At 42.6% G+C, this 25,612-nt stretch carries 20 protein-coding genes and 1 other RNA gene; 18 read left to right on the forward strand and 3 right to left on the reverse strand.

Features of this window, described 5'->3' with window-relative positions:
- The first annotated feature begins 182 nt into the window (after positions 1-182).
- Positions 183-926 (forward strand): DUF4124 domain-containing protein, encoded by a 744-nt coding sequence (locus JMY00_RS05915; RefSeq protein ID WP_201579467.1) that lies wholly within the window; start codon positions 183-185, stop codon positions 924-926.
- Between the two features lie 120 nt (positions 927-1,046).
- Here JMY00_RS05915 and JMY00_RS05920 read toward each other — a convergent pair whose 3' ends face one another.
- Positions 1,047-1,763, reverse strand: coding sequence for an SIMPL domain-containing protein (locus JMY00_RS05920; protein ID WP_102091728.1), 717 nt, complete (start codon positions 1,761-1,763; stop codon positions 1,047-1,049).
- Between the two features lie 308 nt (positions 1,764-2,071).
- Between JMY00_RS05920 and ffs the strand changes: the two genes are divergently transcribed.
- The 12 genes from ffs to msrB all read left to right on the forward strand — a co-directional run bounded on the left by ffs (position 2,072) and on the right by msrB (position 18,707).
- Positions 2,072-2,168: signal recognition particle sRNA small type (gene ffs, locus JMY00_RS05925), an RNA gene on the forward strand.
- Positions 2,169-2,436: 268 nt separating this feature from the next.
- Positions 2,437-3,033, forward strand: a complete 597-nt coding sequence (locus JMY00_RS05930) for a LemA family protein (protein WP_201579468.1) — start codon at positions 2,437-2,439, stop codon at positions 3,031-3,033.
- Positions 3,034-3,046: 13 nt separating this feature from the next.
- A complete protein-coding gene (locus JMY00_RS05935; protein ID WP_240990668.1) occupies positions 3,047-6,001 on the forward strand; it encodes a M48 family metalloprotease in 2,955 nt (984 codons plus the stop codon).
- Between the two features lie 114 nt (positions 6,002-6,115).
- The gene (locus tag JMY00_RS05940; RefSeq protein WP_201579469.1) at positions 6,116-7,039 is read left to right on the forward strand and encodes a DNA polymerase III subunit psi; all 924 of its coding nucleotides are present in this window, start codon (positions 6,116-6,118) and stop codon (positions 7,037-7,039) included.
- A gap of 92 nt (positions 7,040-7,131) precedes the next feature.
- A complete protein-coding gene (gene serC / locus JMY00_RS05945; RefSeq protein ID WP_165596967.1) occupies positions 7,132-8,259 on the forward strand; it encodes a 3-phosphoserine/phosphohydroxythreonine transaminase in 1,128 nt (375 codons plus the stop codon).
- A gap of 308 nt (positions 8,260-8,567) precedes the next feature.
- Entirely contained in the window at positions 8,568-10,400 is a 1,833-nt protein-coding gene (locus JMY00_RS05950; protein WP_201579491.1) for an extracellular solute-binding protein, read from the forward strand.
- Between the two features lie 304 nt (positions 10,401-10,704).
- Complete coding sequence (gene gloB, locus JMY00_RS05955; protein WP_201579470.1) at positions 10,705-11,484, forward strand: hydroxyacylglutathione hydrolase; 780 nt, start codon at positions 10,705-10,707, stop codon at positions 11,482-11,484.
- Positions 11,485-11,587: 103 nt separating this feature from the next.
- Positions 11,588-12,658 (forward strand): microcin C ABC transporter permease YejB, encoded by a 1,071-nt coding sequence (gene yejB / locus JMY00_RS05960; protein ID WP_201579471.1) that lies wholly within the window; start codon positions 11,588-11,590, stop codon positions 12,656-12,658.
- A 98-nt stretch (positions 12,659-12,756) separates the two neighbouring features.
- Complete coding sequence (locus JMY00_RS05965) at positions 12,757-13,770, forward strand: ABC transporter permease (protein WP_197707688.1); 1,014 nt, start codon at positions 12,757-12,759, stop codon at positions 13,768-13,770.
- A 1-nt stretch (position 13,771) separates the two neighbouring features.
- On the forward strand, positions 13,772-15,451 hold the full coding sequence (locus JMY00_RS05970) for a dipeptide ABC transporter ATP-binding protein (protein WP_201579472.1): 1,680 nt from the start codon (positions 13,772-13,774) through the stop codon (positions 15,449-15,451).
- A gap of 283 nt (positions 15,452-15,734) precedes the next feature.
- Positions 15,735-17,027: an iron-containing alcohol dehydrogenase gene (locus JMY00_RS05975; protein ID WP_201579473.1), complete on the forward strand. Its 1,293-nt coding sequence runs from the start codon at positions 15,735-15,737 to the stop codon at positions 17,025-17,027.
- Between the two features lie 465 nt (positions 17,028-17,492).
- Complete coding sequence (msrB, locus tag JMY00_RS05980) at positions 17,493-18,707, forward strand: peptide-methionine (R)-S-oxide reductase MsrB (protein WP_201579474.1); 1,215 nt, start codon at positions 17,493-17,495, stop codon at positions 18,705-18,707.
- Between the two features lie 98 nt (positions 18,708-18,805).
- Here the strand turns inward: msrB and folE are convergent, their stop codons facing one another.
- Positions 18,806-19,402 (reverse strand): GTP cyclohydrolase I FolE, encoded by a 597-nt coding sequence (gene folE, locus JMY00_RS05985; RefSeq protein WP_185156591.1) that lies wholly within the window; start codon positions 19,400-19,402, stop codon positions 18,806-18,808.
- A 541-nt stretch (positions 19,403-19,943) separates the two neighbouring features.
- On the opposite strand from folE, the gene JMY00_RS05990 reads away from it, so the two are divergent.
- Together JMY00_RS05990 and JMY00_RS05995 are read left to right on the forward strand one after the other, a co-directional pair.
- Positions 19,944-20,753, forward strand: a complete 810-nt coding sequence (locus JMY00_RS05990) for an enoyl-ACP reductase (RefSeq protein ID WP_165596971.1) — start codon at positions 19,944-19,946, stop codon at positions 20,751-20,753.
- Between the two features lie 135 nt (positions 20,754-20,888).
- On the forward strand, positions 20,889-21,587 hold the full coding sequence (locus tag JMY00_RS05995; RefSeq protein WP_165596972.1) for a YoaK family protein: 699 nt from the start codon (positions 20,889-20,891) through the stop codon (positions 21,585-21,587).
- 64 nt (positions 21,588-21,651) lie between these two features.
- Here the strand turns inward: JMY00_RS05995 and JMY00_RS06000 are convergent, their stop codons facing one another.
- A complete protein-coding gene (locus JMY00_RS06000) occupies positions 21,652-21,816 on the reverse strand; it encodes a hypothetical protein (RefSeq protein ID WP_167669405.1) in 165 nt (54 codons plus the stop codon).
- A 390-nt stretch (positions 21,817-22,206) separates the two neighbouring features.
- Here JMY00_RS06000 and JMY00_RS06005 point away from each other — a divergent pair, with 390 nt between their 5' ends.
- The 3 genes from JMY00_RS06005 to JMY00_RS06015 all read left to right on the forward strand — a co-directional run bounded on the left by JMY00_RS06005 (position 22,207) and on the right by JMY00_RS06015 (position 25,569).
- Positions 22,207-23,628: a DASS family sodium-coupled anion symporter gene (locus JMY00_RS06005; RefSeq protein ID WP_165596973.1), complete on the forward strand. Its 1,422-nt coding sequence runs from the start codon at positions 22,207-22,209 to the stop codon at positions 23,626-23,628.
- 155 nt (positions 23,629-23,783) lie between these two features.
- Positions 23,784-24,782: an alpha/beta hydrolase gene (locus JMY00_RS06010; RefSeq protein ID WP_201579475.1), complete on the forward strand. Its 999-nt coding sequence runs from the start codon at positions 23,784-23,786 to the stop codon at positions 24,780-24,782.
- Positions 24,775-25,569, forward strand: coding sequence for a metallophosphoesterase family protein (locus JMY00_RS06015; RefSeq protein ID WP_201579476.1), 795 nt, complete (start codon positions 24,775-24,777; stop codon positions 25,567-25,569). The genes JMY00_RS06010 and JMY00_RS06015 overlap by 8 nt, the downstream gene beginning before the upstream one ends.
- The last annotated feature ends 43 nt before the right edge of the window (positions 25,570-25,612 follow it).

The raw sequence follows: 25,612 nt of genomic DNA on the forward strand, positions 1-25,612 counted from the left end.
TTATTTTGAGTCACAAAACCAGCTAAGGTTAACTTGGCTGGTTTTTTTTATGGGTATTAATAAAGTGTATCAGTCCAATTGCTGAATTTTCTTTGAAATCGCTACTGATTTCATGTCAAAACTCACGCATAATAGTTTTATAAAATTATATTAATAGTAGACACTATCTAGGTTGATGGATTATGACTTTATTAGCAAAACCGAGTTTCTTGAAGGGTAAGATTAGAGTTGCGCTATGGACTACGGTTGCTCTCGCTAGTCTTTGTGCACCTCTTATCAATGCTGCACCTATTTATAAAGTGGTCGATGAGCAAACCGGCCAAGTCACCTTTACTGACCGTCCACAGGATTATGAGCAGCAAGTTGGCAAACAAGTCAGTCAAATGGCTATTACGACAGGTAATGATACGAGCAGGTCAACTAGTCTGAATACGACAACCAATTCTAATACAAGTCGCCAATCATTAAATGCGTCGCAGACAGTGACTGCTACTAAGTCGACTGCGATAAATACTAAGGTGACCACGCCAGTAAACTATCAGTTAGCCATTACTGAACCTAGCGAAGAAAGAGCTTATCGTCGTCCGGTACAGAGTATCGATGTTAATGTACAGATTCGGCCTGCGTTACAGGTAGGGGATAGTGCCCGTATTTATTTTGATGACAAAGAGGTTGCACAAGGTTTGAGCGCGTCTATTGCTACTGTTGATGTTTTGCCAGGTGCTCATACAATCAAGGCTGTTATACAAAGCGAAACTAGCCAAACACTTAAGCAAATCACACGTACTGTATACGTGATTCAAAACACGACCACATTGCAAGACAACAAAAGAAAGGCAGCGCAGCTGTTGGCTTATCAAAAGCTAGCTTGGTATCAAAAATTGATGCTAAAGCTGCGTCAACAGGAAGTTGCTCAGTCACAATGATGGTCCCAATAATGATTGAATATAATGAATAGACATCAGCAAAATAAAAAGGCAAGCACCGTTAACGATGCTTGCCTTTTTTAATGTAAATCACTTATTTTATTTTAACTATAAGCTGTCTTATTTAGTTAACTCGATGGTACCGTTAGCAGTCACAGAAATAGTGCTATTACCAGACTCAAAGCTTTGGCTTGGTACTGACTCGTCTGCCATTCCTGATTTCATGCTCATAGCGCTATACATTGGACGTGGATAGTTGCTACCTGTGTTTAGGTTAACATTGACGACGCGGTAGCCACGAGCATCCCAAGCGCGGGTAAGGCTCTTAGCTTGCTGCTGAAAAGCGCGAGAGGCTTCGGTCATTAATTTTTGTTCTAGCGCATCTTTTTTGGTATCTGATACGCCAAAATTAAGATTGTCCATCACTAAGGTTTCTTGTAAGTCAGCAATTAGTTGGCTAGTCGCTGAAAAGTCTGTACTTTTTAAATCTATGTTTGCTTGACCTGTCCAGCCGATGATTTTATCGTTTTTGTCATAGCGTGGATAGGTGCGCTGTTGCCCTGTGCTCACGGTCACGCTAGGGTAGCGCTTGGCAATTTTCATGGCATTGTTGATTGAGGTGTTAAGCATTGTGGCTAAAGTCTTAGAGTCAGTTGCTTGTGCTTTCTTGTACAAGCTGGCTCGTACTTCATCGTTCTGAATCTCTTCTTTTATTTCTGTCTGAAATGTCAGTTGATCATAGCCTGTTGGCTCTGCATGGGCGCTACCCATCATCGCTGTCATGAGACAAACCGTACCAGAAGCTAGTGCTGCTTTATTCAATAAAGTATTTTTCATTATTATCTCCTAAGTTGATTCTAATAATATATAAATGACAATTATCAACGCTCATTCATACATGAAAAGTTGTCCCTATTGTTCTCTAGAAATCGACATGGGTGCAACTTCATTCACTAAAATAGCAAAATTCATATAAGTTGCTGTGAGAATTTTGTGACCTAAGTTACTGATATAATTTGTGCTCATACATTGCGGACCTGAGCTAATGAACTAAATGACAGTGCTATTTAGCGCCTAAAGCAAACAGTTTTAAGATAGGGGTTGTAAAATTAAAAATTTCTTGTATAATTTGCGACTGGTGGCTCCATTGGTAGCCTCGCAACATTGTTCTATGAATCCCGCCAGGACCGGAAGGTAGCAACGGTAATAGTTATAGTGTGTGCCGAGGATGTGCTGATGGAGTCGCTTTTTTTTGCCTAAAATTTGATAATTATATTTATAAAGTATCAAAGACATATTTGTAATGTATTAAGCCCTTCATTGTAAAGGGCTTTTTTTGGGTCAAATTTTTGTCTGATGGTTAGCTAATTGCTTATGTAGTTTTCAATTTAATTTCCTGTTCGATTTCCTTTGTAGTTCTTATCTAGTTCTAAGGTTTTATTGATTAATATGAGTTAAAATACAATGTATTAACTTTTTATTAACATTCTAGACACCTTGGGGTTCGATTATGAAGATGTTTGTTTGGTTATTCATTGCATTTGTGGTGTTAGTAGTTGTGTTTGGAGTATCCATTTTTAATAAATTGGTACGCGCACGTAACCAAGCAAAGAACGGCTTTGCTCAAATAGATGTGCAACTGAAGCGTCGTCATGATCTGATTCCAAACTTGGTCGAAACTGCCAAGCGTTATTTGAGTCATGAAGAAGAAACACTCACTCGCGTCATTAGCGCACGTAATCATGCCCAAGACCTACAAGACTCTAATAAGCATCAGCCAGACTCGCTAGAGCATATGGCACTGTTTGCAAAAGCAGAAGGTATGTTGTCTAAGGCGTTGAGTCAATTTTCCGCTGTCGTCGAAGCCTACCCAGAGCTCAAAGCCGATAGTATGATCAAAGAGCTCATGGACGAACTAACCAATACGGAAAATCGCATTGGATTTGCCCGTCAGCATTATAATGACAGCGTAATGTTTTATAATAATGATCGCGAAGTCTTTCCTAATAACCTCGTTAGTACGACGTTTGGCTTTCGTCCACTCAGTCAGTTGGTATTCGAAGACAGAGAAGCGATTGCTCAGGCACCGATTGTCAATATGGGCTAAGGTTTAGACAATTTTGGCGAACTCTAGGCAGCCTAATCTGATGGATTTTTTCGGTGAACAGCGGATACGTAAGCGGCGCAGTCTATTACTTTATGGAATGTTTTTCCTGATTGTACTTGCTCATATGGCAGTGGGACTGGCTGTCATGTCTATACTGCTGACAGTATTTACAGGCGGTATATACTACTGGGTATTGGTTCTGGTCATTGTCTTGACGTTAGGCAGTTTCGTTGGTGGTAGTTTTTTAGAGTATCGACGCCTGCGAGCAGGTGGCCGCGCTATTGCTCAGCGAGTAGGGGCGGTTAGGCTATTCATTGATAACAGCCAAGAAGCATGGGAGCACAGTCAAGGAGTCGCTCATCAACACGAAGCTGAAGAAAAGGTTCGCTATAGTTCACGTCATATAGCAGTACGTGACGAGCGCGATTTTCCGCCCGTTTATCGTCGCTACTATGAAATCGCTCAACAACTGGCCATTGCGGCAGGTTTGCAAACCCCTATTTTGTACGTGCTACCTGACGAGCAGGGTATCAACGGTTTCGTCGCTGGTCGCCATAGCTCAGATATGGTACTCGTCGTTACTCAAGGTGCGTTAGATAAACTGTCTGATGAGGCGCTATACGGACTCATTGGTCATGAATATGGTCATATATTGCACGGTGATGCTACGTTCAATTTACAGCTGATGGTGGTATTGGCAGGCTTGCAGATACTATACGACTGGAGTGACCCAATATCTAATTACCGTTATTTTGATAGCGATAGTATTTCCCAAAAGTTTCTATCACAGAGACAGGTTGATACGCTTGCACGCAATACAGAAGCGCAAACCGCTAATTTCACCACGCATAGTGAATGGGTCGCTTATTGGCAGCAGCAATCACAACAACAGCAGTCCTCAGCCAAGCGTCAGTCTAAATGGGTGCAAACGCCACCTATAATAGATCGTCAAGCCCCGCGTAGTGTCTGGACATTGCTACTGCATGGTTTGAGCTTCTCTAGTATGGCAAGCGCGCAGTTGATTAAGCACAGTTTTAATCGTGAGCGCGAGCTACTTGCTGATGCCACCAGCGTTCAGTTAACACGTATGCCTGCGATTATCGAAACCTTAAAAGCTATTCATCAAGACTCGCTCGGCTCGCGTTTGTCTGGCATCGCCGATATCAATGGACTCAGTCATTTTTTCTTTGCTAGTAGTGGGGCAGACTTGGGTGATGTGTCATGGTTTGCCACACATCCAAGCTTGACTGAGCGTATGAGCGCTATTAATGCGGATGCTTATCATGAGTTTGCGGTACAAGTTGCCAAAGAAAAGCGAATAAATCAGCAAAAGGTCAAAGAAATATATAGGCAACGACGCTTAGGTGATTGGGGGGCAACAAAAGAAAATAGCCTAAGTGAATATTTACCAGAAAGAAACGTGCAGCATTCGTCAGTATTTGAGACTCAAACAGCTGCAACGATTAATATAAGAGACAATAAACAGATAAGTGACGCAAAAGTTCTTGCTGAATCTATAAGCGAAAATCGTAATAAAGATAATGGCGAATTAGAGATTGATGACGGTTTAGAGTTTGCCGTAGAAGCTGATGTGGTGGTCGATGGGCGGCTTCAAGTACAGGCCGAAGACGTTGGCGTTCATCAGCTATTAAAACCGTGGCAGTCCAAACCTGACGCTGACCTACCAGAAAACACATTAATTGGGTTTAATGATATTAAAAAGGTATCACTACCTCAGTACATACTCAACCATAGTCATCATCCTTTAGGTGCGCTAGCATTAGTCGAAGCTGTCTTGCTTTGTCATCAGCATCAATCATTATCAACGATTGCCACTTATAGTTTGAATGATATTTGGAATGATGGCTTCTCTGTTGCGACTGACTCGACTTCCCATGAGCAAATATTACCGCATAGGATAGATACTAAGCTGATGACAGTAGTAGCCAGTTTGGACAGACGTTTAGACAGCGCTTTGATTGAGCTCGCCTTAAACCAATTGCATCAAAACAATTTATCTGAACTATGTATCGAAAATCTAAAGCTCAAAAGTAAAGACGATCATAGTCACGACAGTCATCAGTACTATAAAAAACAAGAAAAATGCCGTACGATGTTGTTGCGTTATCAGCAGGGCATATTTAAGTTATTTAACCAACAGCTGACAGCTGACTTAACCAAAAGCTTAGCTTATGATTCGTCAGATCAAAATATATCTAGTGATAACGCTCATGCGGTTGCGATTACTCTGAATAATTCGTTAGCTTTAGCACATCAAAAATCGCCAATATTATCATTATGGCAAGCGTTACATTTGCAGCAGTTGCTACCGATATTGTCTAAAGTTTTACAAGATACAGACGCGCAGTCTCTATGGCCGCAAATACTAAAGACTGGTATGGAAGACGTAAGGGCGCAACTAGATCCTTCAGGTCAGGTGTTTACAGGTCTTAATAAATCAGAAGTACCAGTTGTTGTCTTATTGGCTTATCGACTATCAAAAGATGCCAAAGGCCAGATGATCTCAATGCATGACCGATCGTTATTGAGCGAGGGTAACGACAGTGTGGCACATTATATTGTAGATTTGAGACGGCATGCGCGCTTGATTGATATTGATCTTATGACAGTGAGCGATGTTAATTTACAGTGGCTATTATTGACCGCACAGCACTTGAATAGCATTCAGTTATTGGCGATTATTTCTGCGGTTCCTGTCTCTGCCAATCACTTTATCAAGCGCTTGGTAGGTGATCCGAATGCTGATAATTATCGAGAGAAGCAACAGGATGGTAGTCAAATAGATTATAATGAAAGTGAAATGAGCCAGCCTACTCATAATGAGTATCGCCAATGGCTAAGTACGTTTCATACGGTGATGTTACACGATACGATAATCAGCCAAGATGAATACGATTGTTTGTTGGCAATATCAGAGCGTTGGCTCGGTATTCGACAGCTGTTTTGATGGGTATGTATCTAGTATTTGATTAATAGTGTGATGCATGCTCAGTGAGATCTGCCAAAACCATAAAAACATCTATAAATGATATAAACAAAATGAGTAGGATAGTAGAGTCGAATGAGTGATACCCAAGACCCGCTAACTTTATTACAGCGCCGTGTGCAGCAACGCCAAATTCTAGCGATGATGGGTATCAATCAGTGGGTGCAGCCTGAATCAGAAACCATCAATATGGCTGACATTGCGACAGCTTCGGTTGAGCAGTCAAATATTGTTTCCACTGATATTGAGTCTAACAACAACGAAGTAGTGAGCGCTAGAATTGTAGACACAGTTGATCAACCGACTGATGGTTATGATATCAATAATTACAATGCTAACGGCTATGTTACCGATGAGTATGATCCTGATTTGCAAGCTACCAATGAACGGACGGCTAGCGAGCAAAGCCCTGTTACTTATAGTTTTGATTCCGTTGATTCAACTACGGTCAGTTCAGGTACTGTTAGTTCAAGTGCTGGGTCTAACTATCATGACATCCCAAGTACTGCATCGAACCAAACTGCTGTAACCTCTACGAATGCACCTATTGAGCAACCTCAATCTGTGCAGAGTAATTTTCCGCAAAGTAGTTTTCCACAGAGTACTAGTGATGACAGCATAAATGATGATAGCTTAAAAAAAGTAGCACCATTTGACCTGCAAGGTGGCCGCTATGGTGACTGGGTGATATTGGTTGATATCAAAGCTCTGAATAGTGATAGTCAAAAACTATGGCAAAACATCACTCAAGCGCTATCAATCACTTGCGAGACAACATCATTCCCGATTTGCGACGGTATGGATACTGCTGAGCTTGCCAATGCCAGTCTTGCAGGATATATTTTTCGAATTGGCAGAAGCGAAGAAATACAAGTTGCTGCACTAACAGCGATACCTGATGGCCTACAACATCCCAATCTGACCACTGTGCCGACATTAGAAGAAATGCTCGCAGACAGTGATGCTAAACGTCAGCTGTGGGAGCAGATATCTCATTGAGTTGTATGAAAATTAACATCAATACCAATGCCTTTATCAACAAACTGAAATAAAAAACATCCTTTTATTTCATCATACCTAGGACTGTGATTATGCCTACAACCCCAACGTCTACAGCAACTGCCACACCGCATCGCCTGCCAAATTTTTGTGCTGGCCCTGCTACCATGCCAACAGCCGTATTAGAGCGCGCGCAGAGCGAACTGCTTGATTGGCAAGGTCGCGGCCTGTCGGTCATGGAAGTCAGCCATCGTAGTAAAGAGTATATGGCCATTACTGACAAGGCGGAAGCTAAGCTACGCACGCTTATGGAAATACCAGATAACTATAAAGTGCTGTTTTTGCAAGGTGGCGCAAGTTTGCAGTTTTCTGCGATTCCATTGAATCTGTTAAATGGCGGACGCGGTGACTATTTGACGACAGGAGCGTGGTCAGGTAAAGCAATCAAAGAAGCTAAGCGCTATGAAGCATTGGGTTTGGGCGAGATTAATTTAGTTGCGACTGGCAAAGAGAATAACTTTACTGACGTACCAGCGCAAAGCGATTGGAATATCAGTAAAGACGCCGTTTATTTTCATTACTGTGCCAATGAAACAATTCATGGCCTACAGATATTTGAGCCGCCACAAGTAGATGCGCCAATCATTGCTGATATGTCATCTTGTATCTTGTCGCAGCCGATAGATGTGTCTAAATTTGGCATGATCTACGCGGGCGCCCAGAAAAACATCGGTCCTGCAGGTCTAGTCATTGTCATTATCCGTGACGATTTGATGGGGCAAGCAAGTGAATGGTGTCCTATGCTGTTGAACTATGAGCATCAAGCTGACAAAGAGTCTATGTCTAACACGCCAGCGACGTATTCTTGGTACTTAGCAGGGCTGGTGTTTGATTGGTTGGAAGAGCAGGGAGGTGTAGCTGCTATCGGTAAAATCAATCAGCAAAAAGCTGACTTACTTTATAAGACAATCGATGACAGCAGTTTTTATAATAATCCAGTAGATTCTAAGTATCGTTCTATCATGAACGTGCCATTTACTTTAGCAGACAGCAGCCTTGATAAAGTATTCTTAGAAGAGTCAGAAAAAGCTGGCTTGTTAAATCTAAAAGGTCATCGTGACGTAGGCGGTATGCGAGCCAGCATCTACAATGCCGTACCAATTGAGTGGGTACAGCAGCTGGTTGACTTTATGATTGCGTTCGAAAAAAAGCATGCATAAGCAAAAGAGTAACCGCTAACGTATAAAGTTTTTATATATAAACTGCACATCAAGAAGGGCGTAACTAGTCATGGTTGCGCCTTTTTTATATTTATAAACAGACAGTTTGGTCATGCTAGCGCGTAGTAATAATGGTTTGCCGTGGATATCGCTTCATGGTGATAGCATTAAGCGATATCCACGGCAAACCATTAGGTTAAAAAACCTAAGTTTGTTATGATAAAATTTTGCTATAACGCTGTTTTGCTGTCAGGCTTTACGTTTTGATATTTATATTGGTTAGCATAGAGGTTTGTTATAACGTCATGATAATAAAAAACGCCCTGTTAAAAGCTGTATTGCTAACCATCACCGTCAGTTTGATACCGAGCAGTATCGCTGCACCTATCACGACGACCGCGCTTGGTCACAATAGTCCTACTAAGTACATCGATGCACCTTACTTACCTTATGCCAATCCAAAAGCGCCATCAGGAGGTACGCTGTCTCTAGATGCTCGCGGTACGTTTAATAGCGCCAATAAATGGATGACCACAGGCGTCGCGATGATTGGCACAGACTATCTGTATGATACTTTGATGACTGGCTCATTAAATGAAGCATTTACCATGTATCCACAGCTGGCAAGTAAAGTGACATATGATCCAGATGATACCAGCTGGATTATCTATCATCTCAATCCTAATGCTCGTTTTTGGGATGGGTCGGGTGTGACCAGTCGCGATGTAAAAGCGACTTTTGAGGCGATATTGAACAAAGGCCCCATGTATATTCGCAGTTACCTAAGTGATATCAAAGACATTCAAATCATTAATGATCAACAAGTAAAGTTTGTCTTTGCCTCTGCTGAAAACAAAGAGATTTTACTGACTGTTGGCCAGTTCCCTATATTTGCCAAGTCTTCCATTGATGCCGATTTTGAGAAAATCAGTCTGTCACCATTGATGGGTAGTGGTCCTTATAAGTTGGGACGCGTCGATGCTGGGCGTTCGGTAAGTTATATACGTGATCCCAATTATTGGGGTCGTGATTTGATGGTCAATCGTGGCCGCTACAACTTTGATATGATCAAGTTTGTTTATTATCAAAGTGATGAGATTGCCTTTGAGGGTTTTAAATCTGGTCAATACCGCTTTCGCCCCGAAAATAAAGCATCGAACTGGGTAACTGGGTATAATTTCCCTGCCGTAAAAGCAGGGCTTATCCAAAAAGAGACGATAACCAGTCAAAATCCAGTACCGATGCAAGCGTTGGTGATGAATTTGCGTCGCCCAATCTTTCAAGATATCAAAGTTCGCCAAGCACTGACAGCTGCTTATGATTTTGAATGGATGAATAAAACCCTATTTCACGGGCAATATGAGCGTTTGCAAAGCTTTTTTCATGGCTCAGAGCTCGCTGCAACGGGTACGCCATCTGATGTAGAAATGCAGGTATTGACGCCGTTATTGTCTGAGCTCGAACCGATTCAACGCAAAGCAACATTAGCAGAATGGCAGCTACCCACCAGCGATGGTAATGGTTTTAATCGTCAAGGGTTATTAGAGGCGCGTAAGCTGTTATTAGAGGCTGGGTTTTATTATGAGGATATGAAACTATATCAACCTGATGGATCGCTTGCTCAGATTGAGATTTTGATGACAGGCGAGACCATGGGCCGTGTATTGTTACCTTATATTCGCAATCTAAAACGCTTGGGATTTGATGCTACTTTGCGTCAAGTCGATGGGCCGCAATATTATGAGCGTATGCGCCGTTTTGATTATGACATGGTCGTGGACGTATTTGCTCAAAGCCTATCTCCTGGTGCTGAGCAAGCGGCATTTTGGGGTAGCGCTGCTGCTGACGAGCCTGGCAATCATAATAGTGCTGGTATCAAAAATGCTGCTGTCGATAAGGTCGTTGCTGCCCTTGGTAATGCCAAAAATCGTGACGAGATTGTACTGTATACGCAGGTGCTAGATCGGTTGTTGCGCGCAGGTCATTATGTCGTACCGCTATACGGCAAGTCTGGCACCAATGTCGCCTATTGGGATCAGTATCGCCATACCGAAAAACTACCCACTAATGCTGTTGGTATCGATTACTGGTGGGTGGATAAAGAGGCAGAAGGGCGTATCAATAAGTATTTAAAGCAATAGACAGTTTTTATTATAAAGTTTGACCCGATAACAACGGACAGCTAAGCCTATATGATATTGCTATCAAATAACAGTTAGATTAGGGCGTGTCCTCATTTTAGAAATGGTGATAAAAATGAGATAAATTGCCGTCAAACAAGGAAAATAGTGCAGATAATATCGAGATATTGACCAACTATTTGACGATGTTTGGCAAAATTTAGCTGTTTTTAGCCCATTTAGAGGACACTCGTTTGAATTGAGGACACGCCCTAGATAATTCAAAATAACACGTAACAAAAATAACTACCGGTAAGGATTTAACATGAGTATCCGTATTCACCCAATCAAGGCATTTAGCGATAACTATGTCTGGACATTGATCAATGAAAATAATAAGCAGGCGATTGTCATTGATCCGGGTCAAGCCCAGCCGGTCATTGATTATCTAGAGACGCATGAGCTTGAGCTAACATCGATTTGGACGACTCACCATCATCATGATCATATCGGCGGCGTTGCAGAGTTGCAGGAGTCGTATCCGATGACTCATCTGGTTGCGCATAGTGAGCATGGAGTTGATGAAGATCAAACTATCAAAGACGGTAGCACGGTGAGCGCATGGGGCTGCTCTGCGCAAGTCTGGGATGTGTCAGGACATACTGCTAGCCATATGGCCTATATCTTAGATATCGATGGGCAAAAGCACTGCTTCTGCGGTGATACGTTGTTTAGTGCAGGTTGCGGGCGTGTTTTTACGGGTACGATTGAGCAACTACATGAGAGCTTTAAGCGTTTGAACGGCTTGCCTCATGAGGCACTACTGTATCCTGCACATGAATATACGGCCAGTAACCTACGTTTTGGTCTGTCTATTGAACCTGACAACGAAGCAATGCAACAAGCATTAGCACGAGCAGAGGCTCAAACTGAACAAGGCATGGCAACGCTACCAGTGACACTAGAGCATGAGCGCACGGTAAATGTGTTTTTACGTACACAAGAGCCGAGTGTAATCGCAGGAGTTAAATCCAAAATGCCTATCGATGATGAGAAGTCGTTAACGGTATTTGCAGCGTTACGTGAGCTAAAAAATAACTTTTAAAGTAAGTTTTTAACAAATAGTTTGCTTTTAAGCACCTATTTAATACACCACAATTCGCTGCTGAACGTCATTGCTATCTCTCTTTATTTAGGAAGTCGCCATTATGGGTCGTTATATCTTAAAAAGACTACTACTGATATTGCCGACACTATTTTTGATATTGCTTGCCAATTTTGTGATCGTACAGGCGGCACCGGGTGGGCCTGTTGAGCAGCAGCTGGCACTTATTGAGCAGGGCGCAAAAGATAATGCGCTTGGCGGTAATATTGGTGCGGGCAGTGCAGGTGGCAACGACAGTACTTATCAAGGCACGCGTGGTCTCTCTGAGGAGATGGTCGCTGCGATCAATGCTCAATATGGCTTTGATAAATCCGCTCCAGAGCGATTTTGGCTCATGCTAAAGAACTACGCTCAGCTAGATTTTGGTGAGTCGTTTTTTAAAGGGCAGTCGGTGACCGATCTTATCATAGAGAAGCTGCCAGTCTCGATATCGCTTGGGCTGTGGAGTACGTTGCTCATCTATATGATCGCTATTCCGCTAGGCGTCTATAAAGCGATGCATCATGGCTCAGGCATTGATAAAGCCACTGCTATGCTGCTAGCGATCGGACATGCAATACCTGTGTTTGTCTTCGCAGTGATTTTACTGGTTTTCTTTGCAGGTGGCAGCTATTGGAATATTTTTCCATTACAGGGACTGACGTCCGAAAATTTTGATCAGCTAAGCGCGCTTGGTAAAGTAAAAGATTATTTTTGGCATTTGGCGTTACCGCTGCTGGCAAGTACTGTAGGCGGTTTTGCAGGTTTGACCTATCTGACCAAATTCAGCTTTTTAGAGGAGCTGGGCAAACAGTATGTACTCACTGCTCGTGCTAAAGGCTTAGGTGAGCGTCAAGTACTATACGGACATGTTTTTCGCAATGCGATGTTGATTATTATCGCAGGTATTCCGGCCGCTATCGTTGGTATCTTCTTTGCCGGTAACTTTTTGATTGAAATTATCTTTAAACTTGATGGCCTCGGTTTACTAGGTTTTGAAGCCATTCAACAACGCGATTATCCAGTGACATTTGGCACACTATTTATCTTTACCTTAGTGGGGCTGCTACTGCAGTTAATCAGTGATTTGAGCTATCACTTAATCGATCCTCGTATTGACTTTGAGGGGCGCTAATGTCAAATAATCAACCTTCACCAAATCGCAGTACTATTAATAGCGAACCAGATAAAGCGCCAATGCCTGAGCAGCTATCTACCACAAAAAAGCAACGCTTGAACCCTATCTGGCAAGCACGACTCAATCGCTTTCGTCAAAATAGACTTGGGGTGATATCGCTGTTTGTTTTCGCAGTGATATTTGTTATTTGTATGGCAGCTAACGTCATTGCCAATGACAAACCTTTACTGGTTCAATATCAAGGCGATTATTACTTTCCGGTATTAAAGGCCTATCCTGAAACAACGTTTGGCGGTGTATTTGAGACCGAAACCAATTATAAAGACCCTGCAGTGCAGTCGCTGATTGATGAGCAAGGGTTTTATATAATGCCGCCTATTCCGTTTGCCGACCAGACGCCCAACGTCGAGCTTGGTCTGCCTTATCCAGCAGCACCCAATGCTCAGAACTGGCTTGGTACTGATGATATGGGACGTGATGTGCTGGCACGGATACTTTATGGTATGCGAGTGTCGTTACTGTTTGGTCTGGCCTTGACGCTTGCGGGTGCACTGATTGGGATTATCGTCGGTGCGGTACAAGGTTATTATGGCGGCTGGGTAGATCTGGCAGGGCAGCGATTTATGGAAGTATGGGGCGGTATGCCTCAGCTGTTTATGATTATTATTTTGGTCAGTCTGTTTAGTCCCAGCATTATTATGCTGTTCGCCATGATGCTACTGTTCGGTTGGATGGGTTTGGTCGGTTTGGTACGGGCAGAGTTCTTACGAGCCCGCAACTTTGACTATGTGCGAGCTGCACGCAATTTAGGTGTTTCGGACAGCCAAATCATGCTTAGACATATCTTACCCAATGCATTAGCTTCTAGTTTGTCGCAGTTGCCATTTATTCTAACGGCCAATATTATCGCTTTGACTGCGCTGGATTTCTTGGGATATGGATTGCCACCTGGCTCGCCGTCTCTTGGTGAGCTAATGGTACAAGGGAAGAACAACCTTGATGCACCTTGGCTTGCCTTGTCAGGATTCTTTAGTTTGACCTTTATTTTGTCATTGCTCATCTTCGTCGGCGAAGCGCTGCGTGATGCATTTGATCCGAGGCGTTCTTAATATGACTAAAAATATTGTCGCCACTAAGCAAAACAGCGCACCAAGTCAAAGCCCTAATAGTGCACAAGATAAACTTATGCTAACTGTAGATAGATTAACTATCACGACGACTACAGGCATCCAGTTGGTCGGTGCGCTGTCTTATGAGTTAAGACAAGGGCAAACCTTGGCCATCGTTGGTGAGTCAGGCTCTGGCAAATCGATCGCCAGTCTTGCGCTACTAGGGCTGTTACCAGATAGCCTCACCGTTACTGGTGAGGTGCGGCTTGCAAGTACAACAGGCATGTCGACCTTGTCCATAGCGAATGATAAGGCGCGTAATGCCGCATTACGTGCTATTCGTGGACAGCGTATCGGTATGGTATTTCAAGAACCAATGACCGCACTAAATCCGTTGCATACAGTCGCTAAACAAATTGCTGAATCGTTGCGTCTAGTTGGCGTGCCTAAGAAGCAATGGCAAGAAACCAGCATTGCTTTGCTAAATGATGTCAATATTACAGATCCTGCTGACAAGTTGAACCGTTACCCACATGAGTTATCAGGCGGTCAGCGTCAGCGAGTAATGATTGCGATGGCATTGGCTCAGCAGCCTGATATTTTAATTGCTGATGAGCCAACGACTGCGCTCGATGTTACCTTGCAACATGAGATTTTAGCGCTACTAGATGATCTCAAAAGCAAGCACAATATGGCGATGATATTAATCAGTCATGATCTCAATCTGGTCAGGCGCTATAGTGATGAGGTCATCGTTATGCGCCAAGGTCAAACGATTGAGCAGGGTAAAACGTCTGTGGTATTTGATCAGCCTAAAGCTGATTATACTTGCACACTTATCAAGCAAGACTTTGGGCAGGCATTAGTCATAGAAGATGATAACGCAGATAAACAATCAAGCGTATTAGAAGTGAAGCGCCTTAATGTACAGTTCCCAATTGAAAAAGGTCTGTTTGGTGGTACCAAGCGCTGGTTCGATGCGGTCAAAGATGTCGATATGACACTGCAAAAAGGTCAGGCATTGGGTATCGTCGGTGAGTCTGGCTCTGGCAAAACCACCATTGCACTGGCGCTTAGCCAACTACTGAGCAATCAAGCACGTGTGAATGGGCAGATAGTGGTCAATGATCAAGATATCTCAGCATTGTCCAAAAAAGCGCTACGTAACTTCCGCTCGCAGATACAGATGGTATTTCAAGATCCATTTGCCAGTATTAATCCGCGTATGACGGTCATGCAAATCGTGGAAGAGGGGCTGCTGGTACAAGGCGTGGATAAAGTCGCCCGTCAGCAAGCGGTGTTAGATAGTCTTGCTACAGTACATTTGCCTTTAGCATTTGCGCAGCGTTATCCGCATGAGCTGTCAGGTGGTCAGCGTCAACGCGTGGCACTGGCGCGTGCCCTCATTATGAAACCAAGCTTACTTATATTGGATGAGCCGACCTCTGCGCTAGATAGTACCACACAGGTAACAGTAGTTAGTTTATTACGTGAAATTCAAGAAAGACTACAAGTCAGCTATGTCTTTATCAGTCATGATCTCAAGGTAGTACGTGCACTGTGCCAGCATATCATGGTGTTAAAACAAGGGGGGTGTGTGGAATCTGGACGTACCGAAGATCTCTTTAATCACCCACAACATACTTACACTCAGCAACTGTTAAAGGCAAGTACTGACTAGTTTGAACGACTTACTGTAGTCACTGAGACTGATCAATCAAACTAAGCGACTAAATTAAGCGACCTAGTATAAAATTGACACATCACAGTTCATAATAATAGCGACATATTGAAAAAAGCAGTGGTACAATAATTTTAGAGAGCTGCCCATTTTATAATGCTGTGATGCGTATCTTTATACATTCTGGCGCTCGTAGATTAGTAATATTTAACTGGCTGGCAAAAACGGTCTTTAACGGTCTTTATTGCAGTTAAAACCATCATTAAAAAGGATTTTTGTGCTCATGAAAACACAAAACAGTATTACTAAATTGGTAAAGAACAACAGCTTGCAGCATGCTGGTTATTTGGCTGTCGCTAAGACTCGGGCAAAGGTATTAAAAGCGGTATCTTATGTGATACCTATCAGAAGACCGATGCTCTTTGTCGGTGAGACTGCATGTGATGAGCTGTGCGATATGCTTATCAATGAAGGCAATACCAATGTGTTTATTGTCACGGATGCAGTGCTCAACAAACTGGGCATACCAGCAAAAGTTACCGATTATCTAGATGCGAAAAATATCAGTTATCACATCTATGACGGCATTACGCCAGATCCTACTTTTAAGGTAGTTGAAGAAGGGCTACGTCAGTCTATAGAAGCCAATTGTGACTCTATCGTAGCTATTGGTGGCGGCTCAGTGATCGATGCGGCCAAAATGATAGCCATGTCTCAAGGAAACAAATGCAAGCCCAAACAGCTGATCGGTATTCTTAAAGCAAGAAAGCCTGCGACTCCGCTATACTGCGTACCAACGACGGCTGGCACGGGTTCAGAAGCGACACTTGGCGCAGTAGTATCGGATGATAAAACGCATCAGAAAGCACTGTCTATCGATCCAAGAATGGTACCGCTAGCCGCAGCGATTGATCCAGTTATCATGAAAGGCATGCCAGCCCATATTACAGCAGATACTGGTATTGATGTATTGACCCATGCACTAGAAGCATGGATGAGTGCCAATGCCAGCGTAGAGACAGATTACTATGCAGCCTCTGCCGTAAAATCTGTTATGCATTACCTACCACTAGCTTATAAAGACGGTGGCAATCTAAAAGCAAGAGAAGAGATGGGTATCGCCGCTCATTACGGCGGGATCGCCTTTAACAAAGCAGGTCTAGGTTATGTGCATGCTATTGCGCATCAGTTAGGCGCTTACTATAGTATTCCGCATGGCCGTGCTAATGCCATCGTGTTGCCTTATGTGCTCGACGTCAATCGCAAAGCGAGCAAAAAAAGACTGGCTGCATTGGCGAAAAGAACCGGTATGGTACAGGATGGTCAAGCAGCCAATGGCGATAGTGAGATAGCAGATCACCTTATCACGCAAGTTAGAGACTTGATTGCAGATCTAAATATTGATCCGACTGTCAATGGTATGCAAACCAGCGACTTTAATGATATTGCAAAGGCAGCTGCAAAAGAAGTCAGTGACACCTATGCTGTGCCAACCTATCTATCAGCAGCTGAAATCAAAGAAATTCTAACGAAGATTAAGCAGGCAAGTGACGAACGTGCTGACAAAGATAGCTAAAAATCTTCATAATCCTATGCTTACATTGATAACCTTACGATAAATAAAAGCCCATTACTTTTTTAAGAATGGGCTTTTTTAATGCATTGAGATAACAAAGCTTTCGTCTTATTTCTATAGTTAACTCATACTAAAATATATAATCGTTATCAAACAACCGTTTAATTTATCTTGTGATTAGGGCGTGTCTTCATTTTAAAAATGGTGATAAAAATGAGATAAATTGCAGTCAAACAAGGAAAATAGCTGACTAATATCGAGATATTAGTCAGCTATTTGACACCGTTTGGCAAGATTTAGCCATTTTTAACCCATTTAGATGACTATCGATTGAATTGAGGACACGCTCTAAACTCAGTTGATAAAAAATATCTTAATAAACTGTAAATATATAACAGTATAGGAATGTTTCAGTGATACAAAAGCGTTAGGATATTTAAAGGACATTACGCTTAGGAGATTTTCATGAACCGCATATTACCATCTAGAATTATAGGGCTAGTTATCATAGCGAGTAGTGCGATTTACGCAGGCTGCGCATCAACTGAAAACAGCTCTACTGTAAAGAACACAACTGCCGCTAACCCATATGCACCGACTACACCAGGATTGGCAGTAGCCACGGTAGCGGGTGGGTGTTTTTGGTGTGTTGAAGCAGGTTATGAAAAAATCCCGGGCGTGGTAGAAGTAGTGTCTGGCTATACGGGTGGCACCGCTGAAAACCCAACCTACAAGCAGGTGTCAGCAGGTGGTACTGGGCATACCGAGGCAGCGCAGGTGTATTATGACCCTAAGAAGATTACTTACAATGGCATAGTACAGGCGTTATGGAGAATCGCTGACCCCACTGACGATCAAGGACAGTATGTTGATCGCGGTACACAGTATCGTCCAGCAATTTTTTATAATAATGCGCAAGAAAAGCAAATTGCAGAAGCGGCCAAGCAATCACTGCAAGCCTCTGGTGTATATGACAAGCCAGTAGTGATTGAGATTGTTCCTGCTAGCACTTTTTATCCTGCTGAAGAGTATCATCAAGATTACTACAAAAAGAACCCGATACGCTATAAAGCTTATACCTTCAATTCTGGTCGCTATCAATTTATCGAGAGTGTCTATGGTAAAAACTATGAGCTTGATTTTAGTAAGTTTACGCCCGAAGCAGATAGCACACAGCAAGTGACGTCAAATAACACATCAGATAGCAAAGTAAGCAAAGGTTTTAACCCAGAAACATTCGTGAAGCCTTCACAAGATGCGCTAAAGAAATCCCTTAATGATATTCAGTACAAAGTCACACAAAAAGAAGGTACTGAGCGCGCTTTCGATAATGAGTACTGGGATAACAAAGAGCCTGGATTATATGTAGACGTCGTATCTGGTGAGCCACTATATTCTTCGCGTGATAAATATAAATCTAGTACGGGCTGGCCGAGCTTTACTCGCCCATTGGATACGAGCTTAGTGGTTGAAAAGCCAGATCGAGGAATATTTGGAACCCGTACTGAAATTCGTAGCCGTTACGCGGACTCACACGTGGGCCATGTATTTGATGACGGTCCAGCACCGACAGGTAAGCGCTATTGCATGAATTCAGCAGCGCTCCGCTTTATTCCACTGGCGCAGATGGAAGCTGCTGGTTATGGTGATTGGATAGATGATGTAAAACCAGTTGGTTAGTACTATTTTTTTATCGCTGGGCCAAATAAAAAGGACGCATATGATGCGTCCTTTTTATTTGGTTGTTATTCACAACAGCCTAATCAATTAATAGCCAATTAAAACGCTGGCTGACGTTTAGGTACCGCACCCAAAAATTCATTACGGGCTTGATTGTTGTGTTGATATTCACCAAGCATCGCGGTACTACGCGTGGTTGAATGTTGTTTGCTAACACCGCGCATCATCATACACATATGCGATGCATCCATGACGACTGCGACGCCGCGGCAGCCAGTAACATCCATAATGGTCTGCGCAATCTGCTCACTTAGGTTTTCTTGTATTTGCAAGCGACGAGCAAACATATCAACGATACGGGCAAATTTTGACAGTCCCAGTACTTGGCCGTCAGGTAAGTAGCCGATATGAGCGACACCATGGAACGGTAGCATATGATGCTCACACAATGAATAAAACTCAATGTTCTGTACCAGTACTAGCTCGCGATTGGCTGATGGAAACACAGCATCATTGACCACTTCATCTATACTTTGATGATAGCCTTGGGTCAGATGGGCAAAGGCCTTTGCAGCACGTACAGGCGTATCTAGCAAACCCGGACGATCTAAGTCTTCGCCAGTTGAAGCAATCAGTTGGCGATAAGATTCGGTACTTTCTTTATAATCTGGGGTTATGATGGGGGTGTTACTCATAAGTTTGGCAGCCATCCAAAATGTGGGTGTAGCTTAACGTTGAATCCTATCATGTGAGGACTCTTATAAAAATTGTGCAAGCTGGGAAGGGCTGTGATTATACTCGAAATCTGCTGAACTTCATACTGCTGTAGCTAGCAGTTGAGTCTTTAATCAATAAAGGGGTGCTTGGTACTCAGTCTGAACGATTATAGTGTTAATATTCGAAGTGCGATTTTTTCATGAAATAAGCAAACTACTATAGTCTGAGTATTTTATCTTGAAGTGTTGATGCTAAAATGTATTCTAGTAACTAGCGAAAAACTCTCATTGTCGATACTACTTCAAGCAATAAGTCGTTGTTAGGTATTTCTATTCTATTAGCTGTTTGTATTAGTCAGTCCAATAACAAGAACCAAATACAGTTTACGACTGTTTACTTAAATTAATTCGTGTATAATAACTCATCTTTTCATTTGTACTATTTAGTAGTCTCAATCTTCTAATTACTCTAAATAAATTCTTATTCTAAATCATCTCGATTGATTCAAAAGGAAATCTTATGCTACTGCAAGGACAACGATTTGTCGTAACTGGCATCGCAAGTAAACTCTCTATCGCTTGGGCTATTGCAGAAGCGCTACACCGCGAAGGCGCCTCACTGATACTGACTTATCCGAATGATAAAATCAAAAAGCGTGTGGACATGGCTGCCGAACAGTTCGAAGCGGATTTGGTGCTAGAGTGTGATGTCGCCTCTGATGAGTCGATTGCTGCTTGTTTTGAGCAAGTAACCGCGCATTGGGGTGATGGTATTGATGGTGTGGTACACGCCATTGGTTTTGCCCCAATGGATCAGCTCGATGGTGACTTTGTCAATGCTACCACGCGTGAAGGCAGCCACATAGCACATGATATTTCTAGCTACAGCTTTGTGGCATTGGCAAAAGCAGCTCGTGAGTTGCTTGCAATGCGTCATGGTTCTATGCTGACATTAACTTATGAAGGCAGTATCTCAGTATTGCCAAACTACAATGTCATGGGTATGGCAAAAGCCAGTCTTGAAGCCAGCGTGCGCTACTTAGCGACTTCTATGGGCGGCGAAGGTATCCGTGTCAATGCGATCTCAGCAGGTCCAATTCGCACGCTAGCTGCTAGTGGCATCAAATCATTCCGCAAAATGCTCGATATCAGCGAAAAAATCGCACCACTACAACGTAATGTCAATCAGATGGAAGTAGGTAACGCAGCACTATTCCTATTATCTCCGTGGGCATCTGGTATCACGGGTGAGATCATGTTTGTTGATGCAGGTTTTAATACCGTCGCTATTAGTGAGCAGTTGATGATGCTGGATGAGCCAGCGCAATAATCATTTAAGTATTTTTTGCGTTGATGGTCATTACCAATGATTCACTCAGCTATTGAAATTGAAAAGGCAGCCAATTGGCTGCCTTTTCTCGTTATACTATGAGTCTTTTTGGCAGTAGACCTTTAGGTGACAAATATGATAACCAAGTTACCAAAGTGGATATTGTGGGGTGGGGCAGTATTGGCATTTAGCGCCGGCTGCGTGAATACAACCGCATTGATGGGATTTGCCAATTTATCAGTCTCGCATGTCACCGGTAATGTCAGCTTGTTTGCAGCAGCTATCGCTTATTCAGACGCCCACAGTATTTTGTATATCGGAGCGCTTTTGCTGTCTTTTTTGGCAGGAGCGATATTGAGTGGTTTTGTCATTGGGCAGACATCCTTAACACTAGGCCGTCGTTACGGGCGTGCGCTATATTTTGAAGCAGCATTACTAATAGCTGCCTACTGGTTATATCAGCAGCATGACTATCTCGGACAATTGGCAGCAGCGATGGCCTGCGGATTACAAAACGCGATGGTAGCCACTTATAGTGGAGCAGTTATTCGCACAACTCATTTGACAGGACTGACATCCGATATGGGTGCAGCAATCGGTAACTGGCTTGCGGGTCGCTCCATTAGTAAGCCGACATTGGGCTTTCAAGCCATTATTTGGTATTGCTTCTGCGGTGGCAGTACAGTGGGGGCTTTTTTGTTTGCCAAAGTTAGCTATGATGCGCTGCTTGTACCCATCGCAATCGTTCTAACAGCAGCATTTATATATAACTATGTCTCAGATCATCTGCCAGAGGTGAGAGAAACAAAACTAAAAAAGCGCTCATCATCATGACAAGCGCTTCTTATTTTTGCTGTTAATACTAGATAACTGGCTTTATCTGCCGTTCTGCCATCTTTTATTTTGCGCCTTCTTCTTGATGATCTTCATGCTCATGCATACCTTGCATCATATCTAGCGCTGAGTCGTCAGTACGCTGTTGATCTTCTTTGGCCAGACTATCTTGATTGATGTCTTTTGGCGCCATTTTTGTGGTTGCATCGGTTTTATTTGCATCTGTCATAGTGTCATTCCTCTTGTTTTTATTGATGATTATCTATCTAACCCTAAAATTATGTGGTATCGGTTTTTACTTGTATAGCCCCAAATGATGAATGTTTGAATGCTTTATGTAATTTTTATCAACCAAGGCGTCCATTCAAAGCAGTGAGAACAAAGTAGTGAGAGAGCTACTATTGAAAAATCTCACAAAGTCGAGAGGTGATTATCATTAACGAATCAAACAGATATCCTAAAAAAACAAAATTAATCAAAATGTATTCATATATAAGTTATTCTGATATGATATTTTCGCGCGTAATGTTCGCTATATGAATATCATGATGTCTTATAATAAGTGTGTGTTGCAATAATTTTGACTTCATACTCACTTTGGATGCGATAAGGATAATTTATGTCAGAGAAAAAGCTGGATAGCCATATTCCTGATGATGGTAACGAGTATTTATTTACGGATACATTCCCAAAGGGAACGGGAAAAGGATTGATCGTGGTCGCCATTGCGGCAATCATTAGTTTTATTATTTATAGTGTATTGCCATTTGAGGTCAGTGCTAACAAAGGGCTAGCAATGCTGTTTTTTATCGGCGTGCTATGGCTCACTGAGGCGATACACGTCACTATCACTGCGATCTTGGTGGTTGTGGTTGGGACATTAATTGGCATTCCTGATTTTAATGCTGAAGTCGGTCTGCAAAGCTTTGCTAGTCCCATTATTTATCTCTTCTTTGGTGGTTTTGCCTTGGCGGCCGCGTTACATGTACAAAAGCTTGATAGAAAGATTGCGCTAAAAATTCTATCGTTGTCGGGCGGCAAGCTCAGTACAGCAGTATTTTTGATATTTGGTGTGACGGCATTCTTGTCCATGTGGATATCGAATACAGCGACAACGGCAATGATGCTCCCATTGGCACTCGGTATTTTAACGCAAGTTGATAGTAAAGAAGATCGCGGTACTTTTGTGTTTGTACTGCTTGGTATTGCTTATTCAGCAAGTTTGGGTGGTTTGGGCACGATTGTCGGCTCGCCACCAAATGCCATTGCTGCAAAAGCATTGGATATCGCATTTGTTGATTGGATGAAGTTTGGTATCCCAATGATGCTGATACTATTACCAGTACTGTTGGGTGCGATGTATTTGTATCTAAAGCCGAACCTAAACCGTACTATGCAGCTAGAGCAAGATGAAATCATTCCTTGGACCAAAACCCGCCTATTAACAATTACTGTTTTCATTGTCACGGCAGCTAGCTGGATGTTGTCTAAACAAATTGGGGCTGCAGTTGGTATCGAAGATACAGATGCCGTTGTCGCGTTGCTTGCAGCAGTGGCGGTCGTGAGCTTGGGTCTAGTTTCTTGGAAACAGGTATCAGACAACACGGATTGGGGCGTGCTCATGTTATTTGGTGGCGGTATTGCGCTATCAAATATCCTAAAAGTATCAGGTGCGTCATTAGTGTTAGGCGAGACGGTTGCTAATGGCTTACAAACAGCGCCACTATTGGTGGTGATGCTTGCAATCTCAGCCTTTATTATTTTCTTGACAGAGTTTGCATCAAATACGGCTTCAGCAGCGCTCTTAGTACCTGTGTTTGTGGCAATTGCCGAGCATATGGGTATACCGAGTGAGGTCTTAGTACTTATTATTGGTATCGGTGCGTCTTGTGCCTTTATGCTACCAGTTGCTACGCCGCCGAATGCTATTGTGTTTGGTACAGGTTTGATCAAGCAAACAGAGATGATACGTACAGGTGTCATCCTTAATATTATCTCTACTATCATCGTTGGGTGTTGGGCATACTTTTTCTTACTGTAGTTAAATAACTCATGTAGACACAGTCATATGTACAAATGCTAAGAACCCCAATGTTCAAGACAAATTGAACGTTGGGGTTTTTTATGGCTTATCGTATGAGATAACGGTATAGAATGTTTATTATTAACGTCATCTTATTAAATGGATTTGATCACATGACACAGTACTTATTAAAAGCAACTGTTCTGATATTACTAGGCGCAATTGCCGTGTTAATGGCATTTATAGCAAAATATTGGGCACCTGATCGTACCATCGCTGAGTTAAAACAATGGCAACTACCCAACAGCGAATTTATAGACATACAAGGTATGCAGGCGCATGTAGTGCAGTCAGCTAATTGTCATACACACCGTGGCGATGCAGCCGAAAAAAACCGACCCGAAACAATCGTTTTATTGCATGGTACATCGGCAAGTTTGCATACATGGGAGGGCTGGACCAAGGCGCTGTCTGATCAATACTGTGTCGTGAGCATGGATTTACCAGGGTTCGGTTTGACAGGTCCTTATGTGGACGAGAGCACACAATATAGCAGCGAAAATTATGCGGCGTTTGTCATTGAAGTACTTAATCATTTGAAGCTGGACCGTGTCACGCTAGCTGGTAATTCATTGGGAGGCAAGGTAGCGTGGCGTACTGCAGCTTTGTATCCTGAGCGTGTCAATCGATTGATATTGGTAGACTCAGTTGGTTATCCAGCAACCCCCAAACATATTCCTATTGGTTTTAAACTTGCTAAATATCCAGCGATGTCACCAATTTTAAATCGCATCCTACCCAGAAGTGTTGTTGAGAAAAGCGTTTTAAGCGTGTATGCCGATGACAGCAAAGTCGATGAGGAGCTGATTAACAGATACTATGAATTGACCTTGCGCCAAGGCAACCGGCAAGCATTAAGTCGTCGCTTAAATGAGACTGACGATGAAAACGATCAAGCGCAAATAAAGCAGTTGGATATACCGACCTTAATCTTATGGGGTGCAAAAGATGACCTCATTCCTGTAGAAAACGCCGCGTTATTTCATAGAGACATACGTAATAGTCAGCTTAAGATATTTGATAACTTGGGTCATGTACCACATGAAGAAGATCCGTTAGCAACCGTTGACGTTGTAAAGCAGTTTTTAATTAGTGAGTCAGGAAATGGATAACTTAGAAAAGAAACAGATAACAACCATCGCTGCGATTTCAGATATTCATAGTAATGTCTACGCCCTTGAAGCTGTGCTTGCCGATATAAGATATCGAGATGTTGATCAGATTGTCAATCTTGGTGATATTTTATACGGGCCAATAGCACCTCATGCTACCTATGAGCTATTAATGGCAAATCGAGATGATATTATTACCATTAGAGGCAATCAGGATAGGCAGATTTATGAAGCCACTACGGCAGAAATTGCTAATAATCCAACCATGGGTTTTATTATCAAAGATCTCTCTAAAAAAGCGATTGAATGGATGCGGTCTTTACCATTTGATTTTCATGTAAGTGAGGATGTATACCTCTGCCACGGTTCGCCGACCGATGACATGATATATTTACTAGAGGATATCGAAACGGGTCAACCAATAGTGCGTAATGATGCGACTATATTGGCGTTACTTGATGGTATTGATAATGATGTTATCTTATGTGGTCATACACACATCCCGCGAACAGTAGTACTGTCGTCAGGACAAACTATTGTGAATAGTGGTAGCGTTGGCTATCCAGCTTACGAAGATGATTTACCTATTACTCATAAGATGCAAACGTATTCGCCTCATGCTAATTATGCTCTTATTAAGTGTATAGAGACTCAACAAGGTAAACATTGGCAAACTGAACATGTCAAGGTTGCTTATGACCATGAAGCAGCAGCAAATAGGGCTCTAAGAAACGGACGTGAAGACTGGGCATTTGCATTGAAGACGGGTAGAGTGATTCCAGTATGACAGTACTTAAAAACGTTCTATCCTAGCAATGACAGCATTACCT

Origin of the sequence: Psychrobacter sp. Pi2-52, from assembly GCF_904846705.1 — a bacterium.
Lineage (GTDB): Bacteria > Pseudomonadota > Gammaproteobacteria > Pseudomonadales > Moraxellaceae > Psychrobacter.